The sequence below is a fragment of the Thalassospira sp. MCCC 1A01148 genome, assembly GCF_001613795.1.
Taxonomy (GTDB): Bacteria; Pseudomonadota; Alphaproteobacteria; order Rhodospirillales; family Thalassospiraceae; genus Thalassospira.
The window spans coordinates 103,242-117,125 of sequence record NZ_LPVZ01000018.1 but is presented as its reverse complement, the minus strand read 5'-3'; the positions used below and the strand labels follow the sequence as shown (position 1 = coordinate 117,125).

General features: G+C 55.0%; 12 protein-coding genes. 10 read left to right on the top strand and 2 right to left on the bottom strand.

Annotated features, from left to right (window positions below; genetic code table 11):
* Nucleotides 1–141 precede the first annotated feature (141 nt).
* The 7 genes from AUQ43_RS07095 to AUQ43_RS07060 all read left to right on the top strand — a co-directional run bounded on the left by AUQ43_RS07095 (nucleotide 142) and on the right by AUQ43_RS07060 (nucleotide 6,121).
* The gene (locus AUQ43_RS07095) at nucleotides 142–1,479 is read left to right on the top strand and encodes a flagellin (protein ID WP_062955561.1); all 1,338 of its coding nucleotides are present in this window, start codon (nucleotides 142–144) and stop codon (nucleotides 1,477–1,479) included.
* A gap of 141 nt (nucleotides 1,480–1,620) precedes the next feature.
* Nucleotides 1,621–2,505: a class I SAM-dependent methyltransferase gene (locus AUQ43_RS07090; protein ID WP_062955560.1), complete on the top strand. Its 885-nt coding sequence runs from the start codon at nucleotides 1,621–1,623 to the stop codon at nucleotides 2,503–2,505.
* A gap of 180 nt (nucleotides 2,506–2,685) precedes the next feature.
* Entirely contained in the window at nucleotides 2,686–3,435 is a 750-nt protein-coding gene (gene queC / locus AUQ43_RS07085; protein ID WP_062955559.1) for a 7-cyano-7-deazaguanine synthase QueC, read from the top strand.
* 154 nt (nucleotides 3,436–3,589) lie between these two features.
* The gene (gene queD, locus AUQ43_RS07080; RefSeq protein ID WP_062955558.1) at nucleotides 3,590–3,946 is read left to right on the top strand and encodes a 6-carboxytetrahydropterin synthase QueD; all 357 of its coding nucleotides are present in this window, start codon (nucleotides 3,590–3,592) and stop codon (nucleotides 3,944–3,946) included.
* The gene (gene queE, locus AUQ43_RS07075) at nucleotides 3,943–4,725 is read left to right on the top strand and encodes a 7-carboxy-7-deazaguanine synthase QueE (protein ID WP_062955557.1); all 783 of its coding nucleotides are present in this window, start codon (nucleotides 3,943–3,945) and stop codon (nucleotides 4,723–4,725) included. The genes queD and queE overlap by 4 nt, the downstream gene beginning before the upstream one ends.
* Before the next feature lie 464 nt (nucleotides 4,726–5,189).
* Nucleotides 5,190–5,456, top strand: coding sequence for a hypothetical protein (locus AUQ43_RS07065; RefSeq protein ID WP_062955555.1), 267 nt, complete (start codon nucleotides 5,190–5,192; stop codon nucleotides 5,454–5,456).
* 332 nt (nucleotides 5,457–5,788) lie between these two features.
* On the top strand, nucleotides 5,789–6,121 hold the full coding sequence (locus tag AUQ43_RS07060) for a hypothetical protein (RefSeq protein ID WP_062955554.1): 333 nt from the start codon (nucleotides 5,789–5,791) through the stop codon (nucleotides 6,119–6,121).
* 18 nt (nucleotides 6,122–6,139) lie between these two features.
* Here AUQ43_RS07060 and AUQ43_RS07055 read toward each other — a convergent pair whose 3' ends face one another.
* Both AUQ43_RS07055 and AUQ43_RS07050 read right to left on the bottom strand, forming a co-directional pair.
* A complete protein-coding gene (locus AUQ43_RS07055; RefSeq protein WP_232310613.1) occupies nucleotides 6,140–6,847 on the bottom strand; it encodes an isoprenylcysteine carboxylmethyltransferase family protein in 708 nt (235 codons plus the stop codon).
* 6 nt (nucleotides 6,848–6,853) lie between these two features.
* Entirely contained in the window at nucleotides 6,854–8,152 is a 1,299-nt protein-coding gene (locus AUQ43_RS07050; RefSeq protein ID WP_062955553.1) for an AraC family transcriptional regulator, read from the bottom strand.
* 388 nt (nucleotides 8,153–8,540) lie between these two features.
* On the opposite strand from AUQ43_RS07050, the gene AUQ43_RS07045 reads away from it, so the two are divergent.
* The 3 genes from AUQ43_RS07045 to AUQ43_RS07035 all read left to right on the top strand — a co-directional run bounded on the left by AUQ43_RS07045 (nucleotide 8,541) and on the right by AUQ43_RS07035 (nucleotide 13,635).
* A complete protein-coding gene (locus AUQ43_RS07045; protein WP_062955552.1) occupies nucleotides 8,541–9,125 on the top strand; it encodes a PadR family transcriptional regulator in 585 nt (194 codons plus the stop codon).
* Nucleotides 9,126–9,241: 116 nt separating this feature from the next.
* The gene (locus AUQ43_RS07040) at nucleotides 9,242–10,414 is read left to right on the top strand and encodes an efflux RND transporter periplasmic adaptor subunit (protein ID WP_062955551.1); all 1,173 of its coding nucleotides are present in this window, start codon (nucleotides 9,242–9,244) and stop codon (nucleotides 10,412–10,414) included.
* A 23-nt stretch (nucleotides 10,415–10,437) separates the two neighbouring features.
* Nucleotides 10,438–13,635, top strand: a complete 3,198-nt coding sequence (locus tag AUQ43_RS07035; protein WP_062955550.1) for an efflux RND transporter permease subunit — start codon at nucleotides 10,438–10,440, stop codon at nucleotides 13,633–13,635.
* Nucleotides 13,636–13,884: the final 249 nt, after the last annotated feature.

The following is a 13,884-nucleotide window of genomic DNA, read 5'->3' as shown; positions in this document are numbered from 1 at the left end:
AATGACTTAATGTTGAGTTACTTCTAATATTAGCTATTGCAATTTCATATTTCTCTAATTAACCTTTTGCGCAGTTGGCCTCATGTAGGGGTCCGGATCGCCGCCACCATTTGTTTTGCTTGTTCAGGTAGGAACTGCGACATGGCGTTAAATATTCTATCCAATCACGCGGCCAATCTTGCACATCGCAATCTGGCACGCGCCGAAGAAGCGACGAACAGATCGCTTCAGAAACTGTCATCAGGACAGCGTGTGGTCTCCGCACGTGATGATGCAACGTCTATGGCTATCGGGGTGCGGCTGGATTCAACGGCCTCGACCATCACATCGGGAATTGTCAATGTGGGGCACGGCAATTCCATGCTCCAGATTGCAGATGGGGGCATGGCCACCATTGATAACATTCTGGTGCGTATGAAAACCTTGGCCGTTCAGGCCGCATCGGAAAACCTGCCGGATACCGAACGCGGGTTTCTCAATGACGAATTCACTGGTTTGCGCGATGAGATCAATCGCATCGCGTCCTCGACCAGCTTCAACGGCATCCAGTTATTGGGCGATGGCAGCGATGTCTCGCTTGATTATTCCGATCTTGAAGCTGGCGGCACGGCCAATGCCCTGTCGCACGCCAATGGCTTTTCCAATGTTGTCATTACCAATGACAATTATTGGGCTGGCGATAACGACGAAGACGGTCTTGGCGATAACAGTGTTCGGTTTGACCTGATCAAAACCGGCGACAGGATCATGCTGAATGCTTCGTCCGAAATTGATGGCACCGCTTCGCACCGCTCGCAAAGCATCGACATCACCGACTATGCCACCGGCGGGGCCAAGGCACTTGAAATCAGCGAAAGACAAAGCCTTGAATTCGACATGCTCGGGGTCAAGGTCGATCTGAACTTTAACATCGGCACCACGGTGTCCAACGCCCTTTCGCAGGGGGCTGACGGTGCCGGTGCAGATGGATCGGCAAGTGCGCAGGTTCTTGGGTCCTCGCCGGTATTCTCCGTTACCGAGGATCGGGGCAACAAGCTTTCTGATCGGGTTTACTTGCAGGTCGGTGGCGGGGCAACGGCTGCGGATCAGGTTGCGATCTCGATGACTGCTGTTGATGGCGCAACCCTTGGCAGCGGAAAGACCGGCACTGAACCCAGTCTTGATGATCTGGGCAAGAATGCCATTGCCTCGACGGTAAAGGCGCGCAAGGCGCTTGAAACCATTACCCGTGCGATTGATGACATTCAGCGCGCACGCACAAACATTGGCACCAACCAGAACCGCCTGGACGTTGCCAGCACAAACCTGACCGCGACACTGCAGCATGTTGAAGAAGCACGTTCCAGCCTGCTTGATCTCGATGTTGCAGCGGAATTGACCGACTATGCCTCCAACCAAATTCTGACCCGAACGAGCGTTGCGATCCTTGGTCGCATCAGCGAAATGCGCCAGAACCTGTTACGCTTGCTGGAAGGTTGAAGAGCCGCCTTTCAGTTTGTGTAGGGAGCCCTGCGCGATGGCGTGGGGCTTCTTACCCTCATTGCGCTGCAAAACATCCTTTAAACCGCAGTCGATTTAAGTTTATGGTCATAGCCCAACCCAAAGGGAAACTGACCGACCATGACCACCACCCCGACGTCCGAAACCTGGCAAAACCTTTCGACTGACTGGATCACCTGGGCGGAACGCCTGGCGCCGGCGGCCGAGAAAATCAATCGCCACATGATCGAGACGGCGGACCTCAAGGGTCTTTCGGCGAAACGCGATGGTGCTCCGCTTGAAGTCCTTGATCTGGCGTCCGGGGTTGGGGAGCCTGCTTTTTCCTTTGCCCGTGCGCTGGGTGGCGGCAGTGAGGAAGACCGGGTCAATATCCCCGGTGTGACCGGGAATGTCACCGCATCCGATATCGTGCCCGACATGTGCGACGCCCTGATGGAACGCGCGTCCGAAGAAGAGATTTCCAACATCAAGGCCATTCCGGCCAATATGGAAAACCTGCCTTTCGGGGATCAAAGCTTTGATGTCGTATCCTGTCGTTTTGGCGTGATGTTTTGCGATGACCCGGATCAGGCATTACGCGAAGCTTTTCGTGTTCTGCGCCCCGGCGGCAAGGCCGTCTTCATGGTATGGGCCCCCTTGATCGACAATCCCCTGTTCGCCGCCATGGATGCCGTTCTGGGCAATATTCTGGGTATCGGCTTTGATAAAGCCGGACTTGATCCGTTTTGCTTTGGCGATGCGGATAAATCGATGATGCGCCTGGAAAATGAAGGCTTTACCGGGATCGAGGCCACCAGCCACAGCCCGGCGGGCCGCATTCCCGAAACAGCCCCCTTCTGGAAACCGCAAATGGACATGCTGTTTGGCAATGTCCTGCGCAAGTCATCGGACATGGAAGTCGGCGCGATCAATGCCGCGATGTTTGAAACCTTGGCCCCTTATATCGAAGACGGCCATTTTCAGGTCCCGATTTGTTTTCATGTACTTAGCGGCACACGCGCGTGATAAAGCCCGCCGTCTGACACCCATTTCCAGCAGGAACCAAGCATTCCTGCGCGTCCTGCATGGCCTCATGCGTGGATTTTGCTTGCGTTCGGGCACACGCCATGGCAAACCCCGCCCCCTTGGAAGGGTGATCCTTCCCCTGTCGTAGCACCAGGTTAAAAACACGAAAGACTGATCATTATGAAGACGATTGTCGTCTGCTCTGGCGGACTGGATTCCGTCACGCTGGCCTATAAGGTCGCGGTCGAGCACAAGCTCCATTCCCTGATTTCATTCGATTATGGCCAGCGCCATAAAAAGGAACTCGATTTCGCCGCCCGCACGGCGCGTGATCTTGGCGTCCGGCATCACATTGTTGATCTGACACCTGTGGGTGCGCTTCTTTCCGGATCGTCGCTGACCAGCGATGAAATTGATGTGCCCGATGGCCATTACGCCGAAGAAACCATGCGCGTTACCGTGGTGCCGAACCGCAATGCCATCATGCTGTCTGTGGCCTTTGGTGCGGCTGCCAGTGCCGGGGCCGATGCGGTTGCCACAGCCGTTCATGGCGGGGATCATTTCATCTATCCCGATTGCCGCCCCGATTTCATCAATGCCTTCCAAACCATGCAGAACCATGCGCTTGAAGGTGTCGGGGACGTCTCGCTTTACACCCCGTTTGTAAAGGTCTCCAAGGCAGACATTGCTGCCGAGGCAGGCCGACTGGGCGTGCCGGTCGATCTGACTTGGTCGTGTTACAAGGGCGGGGAAACCCATTGCGGACGATGCGGCACCTGTGTCGAGCGGCGCGAGGCGCTTGAACTGGCACGGGTCAAGGATCCGACCGTTTATGTCGATCGCGATTACTGGAAGCAGGCCCGCGCCGATCATATGGCCCGCAAGTTTGCCAAAGGCGAAACGAAAGCCACCTCCAGCGCGGCCGAGTAACACTTTCCATTTCCTGCATCATGGATGCCCGCCGAAGCTGGCATGACGGATCGACTGCAAACCCGCCTGATTTGGCACCGTCATCCCCGCGAACGCGGGGACCTCGATCCGCATGTTCGTGCTCGCAAGAATGGACGACACCGAAAGAAAACCGATGTTCACCATCACCAAACAATTCGCCTTTTCCGCAAGCCATCAACTAAGCGGCCTTGAGGAAGACCACCCATGTGCACGTCTGCATGGCCATAACTATATCGTCGAGGTGGAGCTGAAGGGTACGATACTTGATGAAAGCGGCTTTGTGCGCGATTACCGCGAACTGGGCCCACTCAAACGCCTGATCGATGACGCGTTTGATCACCGTCACCTGAACGAGGTTCTTGGGCACGATCACCCGACCGCCGAACGTCTGGCATTGTTTTTCTATGAATGGGCGCATGATCGCTGGCCGGAAGTATCGGCTGTGCGCGTGTCCGAAACGCCGAAAACCTGGGCGGAATATCGTCCATGACGGCGCACGATCCCAACCTTGCCGACCTTTCCGGGGGACGCGGCAAAATCCGCATCTCGGAAATCTTCGGCCCGACGGTTCAAGGCGAAGGAGCCCTGATCGGCATGCCGACGGTGTTTGTCCGCACGGGCGGCTGTGATTTCCGCTGTTCGTGGTGCGACACGCTTTATGCGGTTGATCCGGCCTTTCGCGCCGACTGGAAACCTATGTCTGCGACCGAAGTTCTGGACGAAGTCAAAACGCTTTCCGGTGGCAAACCGATCCTGATTACGCTGTCGGGCGGCAACCCGGCCATCCAGCCATTGGGGGATCTGATCGCCATGGGCAAGGACGAAGGTTTTACCTTTGCCATCGAAACCCAAGGCAGCATCGCCAAGGACTGGTTTGCCGACCTTAATTTCCTGACCATCAGCCCCAAACCACCAAGTTCCTCGACCAGTTTCGATAAGGACGCGTTGCAAGCCTGCATGGATGCCGCACAGGCCAATGGCATGCTGAACGGCCCGGCGATTACCCTCAAATTCCCGGTGCGTGATACGGCTGACCTGATGTTTGCCGATTATGTGAGGAACCTTCACATTGGCGTTCCGGTCTGTTTGCAGCCGGTCAATACAACGCCCGCCGAACCGCACCCGGATGGTGCGGACGGTGTTGATATCGACGGCCTGACCGAACGGTATCGCTGGCTGGTCGATGAAGTCGCAAAGCGCAAATGGTTTGACGTACGGGTTTTGCCGCAATGGCACGTGCATGTCTGGGGCAACCTGCGCGGGGTGTAAGCCCGCGCCTGCACTTTGCCAGTGATCAGAAAATATATTTTATCCGAAATAAGCGAGCCTTTCCCGCGCATTTAGGCGATAAATCGCGCTGCATGCCAATTGGCGCATTTGCTAGTTGCCCGCACACACACCATCTTTCCATTAGCGGGCGCGCTTTGCGCCGGCAATTGGAAAGATCAAATCATGTCATTTCGCAGTTTTTCGAAGAGCCACGCAAACGCGGGCGCGAAGCCGGGTGCAAAATCGTCAGATACCGCAGCGGCCCCTGCCGCAAAGCCAAAGGCCGAAACTTCCCCTGCCGAAACCAAACCGACCGCGCATCAAGGCGCGAATGACTGATACCGTGCTGGCGGAGGTTTTCCTCCGCCATCGCCTTTTCTGGCCGAATTTTCCGAAAATCATGAACATGCAGGAAACGCCCGTTTCCCGTTTCATAAAGGGCTGATGCCATGCAGCACAGCAGGATGACACACAAAACGGTGACCTTTGCTCATCCGTTTCACTTGCGCGGACACAGCGATCTGTTTCCGCCGGGAAGCTATGTCGTCGACACCACCGAAGAATTGATCGAAGGCGTTTCGATTACAGCCTATCGCAGGGTGTCGACCGATTTGCATCTGAAATACAAACATAACGGCATGATGGTCGACCGCATTCTTACCATCAAACCGGTTGATCTCGATATTGCCATGACACGGGATGCAGATCCGGATCGCCCTGAACATCTTTGAGCCAGCCATCCCTTGAAACCCGCCAAATTCAAGCGCGCGTTTGTCATGCCCGGATGGTGCACATATTTGTGCCAAACGTTGTGTTTTGGCCGAATACCCCCATATATAATGTATACACCGTGCCTGTTCGCAGGCAGGGTGACACATTTGGCGCCAGCCCAAATGATGCCTGTGCGTCCCGAGCATATGACACAGGCATCGGCGCCCCACCGAATGACCCGAAGAGACCGGGGATTGCGGATCTTAAACCGCCCCAAAGGGGTGAATACTCAAAACAAAACCAGATCCGCACCCTCAACGGTCATCTTTCGGATGCTCGAAGGAGCCATGCTATGAGCATAACTCGCACAACCCATCGTACGGTGACGTTCTTTCATCCGTTCCATTTGCCCGGCCATGCCGGATTGCTGTCGCCTGGCGAGTATGAAGTCGACACCCTGGAAAAACTTGATCCCGATGCCGCGATGCGCAGCTATATCAAGCTGGAATGCCATGTCCATCTCTGGGCGAAGGCGGATATGAAGGACGGTATTGACGTCCTGAAGGTCGAACCGCAGGTACTTGAAGCTGCCCTTGCCCTTGATTCCGATCCGCTGCGTGAAGATGAACGCAACCGAATGATCAAATCCTTTGGCGGCAGCCCAACGGATCACGCCGCCGCCTGAGAAAGCACACCCGACCGCTCAGGGTAACGAGATCAGCGTGATCAACCATCCCTGATCCTGAAGATGTTTAATGCCCTCGCACACCGGGACGGCAATCAGAAACCAACTGGCATCTCGCAAGGTCGTTAGAAACAGGGCGGGCTTGACCGTAATGGTATCTGTATCGCGCCACTTCATCAGGTTGGGGCCAAAGCGCGGTACAGACTGGCAATACGCATCAAAGTCACCTTTAAAGCGGTCGGCCAGCATAGCCTCTTCATGAACGACAACACCCCGAAACACCAGCCAACACCCCAGCGCAAACAACCCCGCAATCATAAGACTGCCCGTTTGCGCCCCTGCCCCGAAGGCACCGAGAAAACTGAACACATAAAGCGGATTGCGACTGATCGAATAGGGCCCAAGCGTAACAAGCGAGGTCTTTTTACGTCCGCCGATATAAAGCGCACACCATCCGCGCCCAAAAATACAGATCAGTATCGCCACGATCCCGAGCGCCTCAATGCTGTCATGGATCTGGCTGGCACGGTCAAATCCCGCACTGGCAAAACACACCAACAAAAACAACCCTGCCACACCCAGTCGAAGGGTGCGTTTGCGCTGGCACTGAATGCGCTGCAGATCGTCAGACGCCAAAACGTCTGACGCTGCTGCACGGGATGAAATGTTTGAATAAGTCCGGTTCTGATGCATGGTCGCCCCCATTGAGAAAGAGAGCCCAAGCATCACCGATCACCCGGCCTTTGGCGTCCAATGCTGATGATCCGGTCGTGCCGTTGGCAATTCGGATGCTCCGGCGGCGCGAACAGCGTCACGCCTTGCAGCTTCACGTACGGCACTGGGGGTTTCGCCGGTGATCTTTTTGAATGCAAGGTTAAACGTCGATTTCGAATTGAACCCGACACTGAGCGCGATATCAAGAATGGTGCGATCAGGCTCCAGCACAAGAACCGATCGTGCTTCATCAATGCGCGCGGCATTGACGAAATCAAAGAAACTTTTGCCGACATGGTGATTAAGCACATAGGAAAGCTGATTGGGTGTTATCCCGACCGCACGGGCGAGCTTTGGCAACGACACCAACGGATCAAGCAGGATATCTCCCCGCGCCTGAATATCACCAAGGCGTGCCAGCGCCCGATTTACCCCATCGGTATCAAGCAACGGGCGCGGCGCGGTAATATCGGTTTGTGTTTCCTTTGTCACCGGGGCACTTGCAGCGATCGGCGTCGTTTTTTCGCGTTGCGCTTCAAAGGTTTGACCGGCGGTTTCGTTGGCGCCATCATCAGCGCCGTCATCAGCAGGCCAGTCCGCCATGACAAACAGCGCGGGCTGGGTCGCAATTTCATAAGTCATGGCAAACAGAACCAGCGCAAAGGCGATCTCGCTGCCAAACATTGCGGTGTTATCGGGCAGATAAAGACCAACGATCTTGCCAACAGACACCGTGATGAACACGAATGTCAGACCACCGACAATAACCGCGATCCAGCGTTGCATCGCCTTGCGATCCGCACCAAGCTGTTCTTCGGTTTTGCGCAAATAACGTGACGCCACGCGCCACAGCAACACCAGATAAACGCTGATCTGGACGAAAATCGCGGTCCAGCAGAAAGCATCGACCAGTTGACGTGCACTGTATTCCCCACCCCGGAGGACTGATTGGTCCCCGCCATGGGTCACCGTCCAGGCCGTCAGGTTCAACGCCACCAGCGGCAAAACGAAATGCCCCCACGGTCGGCGGGACGGGTTTCCCGAAATTTCACGGAAGTACAGATAAATCGCCGGTCCAATGGTAAAGTTGACAGGATCAAAGAACAGGTGAAGGAAGTCGTCCAACTCGGGCGAAACAATGATCTCGGCGACATCTTCGACCAGATTAAGCGCAACACCGGCGATAAACAGCATCATCCACCGGTTGGCCCCGAACGCACGGGTGCCTTCGGACCGCAATATCAGGCAAAGGAACACCGCCTGTGCCACGCCGACTGCTGACACCACAGCACTGATATAATGCGTCCAACCGGCCATCCCGCCATACTCCCGAATTCTTTATCACGCCATCATTGTCTGGGCGGTCACACATGCGCCAATCAGACCGTCTATATCGTTTCAATAGACACAAACGGACACTATCGGCGTCCGATTATGCACAGGCGGACGCAACAATTGGCCATATTTGCCAATCTCGGGACCGGATGCGCCGTACTGGATCACCATCGCGGATCAAGATGTAACACAATCCACCTATGGATCGTCCAGATTGAAGGGCTGTCATAAAAAGTTCCGTTATATTCGATTGACTATATCGAACTGATATATGATAGTCCGACATATGTCGGATTGATATAGTTGCTTTGACAGCTTCCCCCGTCAAAGCGCTTTTGATCCGGGAAACAACAAGGATAAAGAACACAAGATGGACGTACGTACTTTATGTCTGGGTGCCCTGATGGGTGGCGAGGCAACAGGATATGAAATCCGCAAGATGTTTGAAGATGGCACCTTCAGTCATTTTCAAATCGCGTCCCTTGGTTCGATCTATCCTGCACTGACCAAACTGACTCAGGATGGTCTGGTGACATTTGTTGAACATGAACAGGAAAACAGACCGGACAAGAAGATCTATCAACTGACGCAAGAAGGGCGCCGCACATTCCTGCGCACCCTTTTGCAAACAAGACCGGCTGAAGATCGCTATCGGTCCGACATTCTGTTCATGCTGACCTTTGCCGAGGAAATGCCCATCGAGCTGACCGAAGCACTGATTGACGAGTTTGCCGCACGTCACGAGTTGATGAGCCAGCAGATTGATCCGGAAAATACCGACAAACCGGCGCATCAAAAATCGAATGCCCACGATGAAAATGGCGAACTCAAACCGGGATGTTGCTTTGTTGCCGGGCTGGGACAGGCCATGTGTGACGCAACGCTGAAGTTTATTCGAGAAAACAAGCAAGGCCTGCTTGATGAACTGAAAAGTCGCAAGACCAAAAAATCCTGACAGGCCGATGCCAAAGCAGCACGCAAGATTGCATGGCGAGGAAACACAGAGCGCAAGACGCGCCCGATACTGCCACTGACGCATTCCGGCAACGGAATATTTGAGGGAACAGAACAATGAACGCTTCTCGACTGATCGCTATTCTGCTGGTCGTAGGGACCGTTATATGGATCGGCAGCTCCTATATGACGGGAGATGATGCGACCGATCAGACCGCAGCAAACGACACCGCGAGCGAAAGCGAAACCGCCAAGCCCTTGGCCAGTGTGCGAACCATCACCAGCAAAGCGGTTGATCACGTTGATCATCTGCGCATTACCGGACGCACCGAAGCGGTCATTTCTGTTGAAATTCGTGCCGAAACCGAAGCCCGTGTCGTTGAAATCGGCGCGATCAAGGGTCAAGCCATTCAGAAAGGTGATTTGATTGCCCGTCTCGACATTGGCGACCGTCAGGCCCGTGTTGCCAAGGCCCGTGCCCTTGTGGCCCAGCGCGAACTTGAACATTCCGCTGCTGAAAGCCTGGCCCAGAAGAATTATCGCTCCAAAACCGGCGTCGCGCAGGCGCTTGCCCTGCTCGAGGAAGCACGTGCTGATCTGACCATTGCGCGCACGGAACTTGGCAATACTGAAATCCGCGCACCATTTGACGGCATTGTTGAAGAACGCCCGGCCGAAATCGGAGACCTTCTTTCGATTGGTGATACGCTTGCGACACTTATTCAGGGCGACCCGATGCTGGTCGTTGCCCATGTGCCCGAACATTCCATCCGCGCGATTGATCTTGGGCAGTTGGCCACGGTCACGCTGTTTGATGGCAGTACCCATGACGGTATTGTGCGCTATACCGCGCGCGTATCGGACAATGACACCCGTACGTTCCGTGTTGAAGTCGAAATGGAGAATGCCGATCTGCGCATTCCCGATGGCATGACCGCCCAGCTTGAAATTCCGGTCGGCACCAAGCGGGCCCATCAGGTGACGTCTTCTGTACTGACACTCAATGACGAGGGCGAACTGGGTGTTCGCGCCATTGTTGATGACAACAAGGTCGATTTTCTGCCGGTCGAACTGCAAGGCGGCAGCCGCGACCGCATCTGGATCGGCGGCCTTCCCGAAGAGTTTGAGCTGATCGTTGTCGGTCATGACTGGGTCAAGGAAGGCGCAACCGTCAATGTTGTCCACCTTGAAACAGACAAGGATGGCCTGCCCATCATGCAGGATGAGAACTCGCCTGTTTCAGGGGCCGGTGAAAACGGCCAGACCCTTTCAGAAAACACCGCGCACTAGCGCGTATCATGAGGAGATAAGACATGTCCCTGATTGATCACGCGCTGAACAGGTCGCGCACCGTCATTCTGGTTCTTATTCTGCTACTGGCTGCAGGCTGGGCAGGCTATAACGCCATTCCCAAGGAAGCCGACCCGGATGTGCAAATCCCGGTTTTGTACGTCACCATGCATCATGACGGTGTTTCACCCGAAGATGCCGAACGTCTTCTTTTGCGCCCGATGGAACAGGAACTTCGCTCCATCGAAGGGGTGAAGGAAATGCGTTCGCAGTCCTATCAGGACGGCGCATCCGTAACCCTTGAATTTTATTCTGACGTCGAGATCGACGAAGCACTGGCCGATGTCCGCGAACGGGTTGATATCGCCAAATCCGAGCTGCCTGACGACACCGATGACCCCGAAGTTCACGAGGTCAACCTTTCGCTGTTCCCGGTTCTGGTTGTTACGCTTTCCGGTGATGTGCCTGAACGTGCATTGCTGCGCATGGCACGTGACCTGAAAGACGCGATTGAAGGCCTGCCTGCGGTTCTTGAGGCCAATCTGGCTGGTGACCGTGAAGAACTGGTCGAATTCATCATCGACCCGATGAAGATCGAGGCCTACCGCCTGAACGGTGTCGATATCGTGACACTGGTGCGCAATTCGAACGCGCTTGTGGCGGCCGGTGCCGTTGATACCGGTAACGGACGCTTCAACATCAAGGTGCCCGGTCTTTTTGAAAGTGTTGATGACATTCTTGATATGCCGCTTCTGGTTGATGGTGATTCCGTCATCCGCTTCCGCGACATTGGCGAGGTGCGCCGTACCTTCAAGGATGCCGAAAGCTTTGCCCGCCTGAACGGCGAACCGGCGATTGCGATCGAGGTTTCCAAACGTGTTGGCGAAAACATCATCGAAGTTATCGATGCCATCAAAGCCACCACCGCAGAAGCCCAGGAAAGCTTCCCGCCGAACCTGACAGTCAGCTATTCGCAGGACAAGTCATCAGATATCCGCACGATGCTGACCGACCTTCAGAACAGTGTGATCCTTGCGATCCTGCTGGTGATGGTTGTGGTGATCTGGGCCCTTGGCTGGCGCTCTGGCCTTTTGGTCGGGCTTGCCATTCCGGGCTCCTTCCTGACCGCGATCCTTGTGCTGTGGGCATTGGGCATGACGGTCAATATCGTCGTGCTGTTCAGTCTTATTCTTGCCGTCGGGATGCTGGTCGACGGGGCCATCGTGGTCACGGAATATGCTGATCGTAAAATGATCGAAGGCCTGCATCGCAGCAAGGCCTACCCGCTTGCGGCGAAACGCATGGCGCTTCCGATCATTGCATCAACGGCAACCACCCTTGCGGCTTTCCTGCCGCTGGCCTTCTGGCCCGATATTGTCGGGGAATTCATGAAATTCCTGCCGATCACGGTGCTGTTCACCCTGACGGCATCGCTTGCCATGGCATTGATCTTCGTGCCAACCGTTGGCGCGTGGTTCGGCAGGCCTGGCAGCCAAAACAACGAAAGCCTTGAAGCCATCGCCGCCGACCATGGCGATGACATCGAAAAGGTCAAAGGTGGCACCGGGGTTTATGTCCGGATGCTCAAGGGCTGCCTCCGGTTCTATTGGCTGATTGTGCCCGCCGCCTTTGTTGTGCTGGTTTCGGTCTGGGCGGCATTTGGACAACTGGGCAAGGGCGTTGAATTCTTCCCGGCGGTCGAACCCGAAGTCGCCGTTGTTCAGGTGCGCGCACGCGGCAACATGTCCTACTATCAGCAAGACACGCTGTTGCGTGAAGTGGAAAACCGTATTCTTGCCCTTGATACCCATCACGAAGGCGAAAACTGGTTTGATACTGTCTATGCCCGGTCCGGCTCGGGCGCGGGTGGCAATGAAGCAGCCGAAGACGTGATTGGTGTGGTTCAGCTTGAATATGCCGATTGGCAGACCCGCCCCAAGGCGACCGAGATCGAAAAACGCATTCTGGCCGAAACTGCTGATCTGGCCGGTATCCGGATCGAGGTCCGCGCCCAGGAAGCAGGTCCGCCACAAGGCAAGGACATCCAGATCCAGCTACGTTCCTTCTATCCCGAACTTCTTGATCAAACCGCGACCACGTTGATGACCGGTTTGCAGGAAATGGGCGGGCTTTATAACTTCGAAGACGGGAAGTCCCCCCCGGGCATTGACTGGGAATACAGCGTTGACCGCGCACAAGCCCTGAAATTTGGTGCTGACATCAACCAGATTGGCAATGTCGTCAAACTGGTGACCAATGGCATCAATTTCTCGACCTATCGCCCGGACGACTCAACCGAGGAGATTGATATTGTCGGACGCTATCCGGCCCAGTATCGCTCGCTTGAGGAATTGCAAAACCTCAAGATCGTGACCGACAAAGGTCTGGTGCCGCTGTCGAACTTTATCAAACGCACGCCCAAGCCCAAAACCGGCACGCTGACCCGCGTTGACAGCCGCCGCGCACTGACCGTAAAGGCCGACGTGCAGGAAGGGGTTCTGGTCGATACCAAACTGGGTGAAGTCAAGAAGTGGATGAGCACACTTGAACTTGATCCGCGCGTTTCGATTGAATTCAAAGGACAGGACGAAGAACAGAAAAAGTCTGCTGAATTCCTGCAGAACGCCTTCTCGATCGCGCTCTTCATCATGTTCATCATTCTGGTGACGCAGTTTAACAGCATCTCAAGTTCGCTGATGATCATGGTCGCCATCATCATGTCCACGGCTGGCGTGTTCCTGGGGCTGATGATCACCGGGCAGGCCTTCTCGATTGTGATGAACGGGATCGGGATTGTGGCGCTTGCCGGGATTGTGGTGAACAACAACATCGTTCTGATTGATACGTTTGACCGGCTCAAGCACACCGCAAGCAGCATCGAGGCCGCCATCCTGCAAACTGGTGCGCAACGTCTGCGTCCGGTGATGCTGACCACGATCACGACCATTCTAGGTCTGGTACCGATGGTCTTGCAGATCAATATCGACTTTGCCGCCCGCGATGTTTCGGTCGGTGCACCTTCCACGCAGTGGTGGGTTCAGCTTTCGACCTCTATCGCGTTTGGCCTGGCCTTTGCGACTGCTTTGACCCTGATCTTCACGCCTTGTGCGTTGATGATGCGCCACAAGCTCGGCAACCTTATCCGAAACATGAATATCGGATCACGGTTGAAATCTGCCGTATCAGCCTGGTTTGGCAGGTCAAAGAAGCAGGCGCCATAAAACAGGTCAGCAAGTCCTTAAACCCCATAGCCGCGCGACATTTTCCCCCGACCCCGCCGCGCGGTTAGACCGGCCCCCTTTTTGGGGGCCGGTTCTTTTTGGACTGCGACATCACATGTATCGCGCAGCCTTTGAAAAACCACATTAATCACTTTATTATAACCATGTGACATTTGGCTTTGGAATTTGTATGAATGCGGCATGCGATACACACTTTGCTAAGAATTCCAAACGTATTCTAGAAATCAT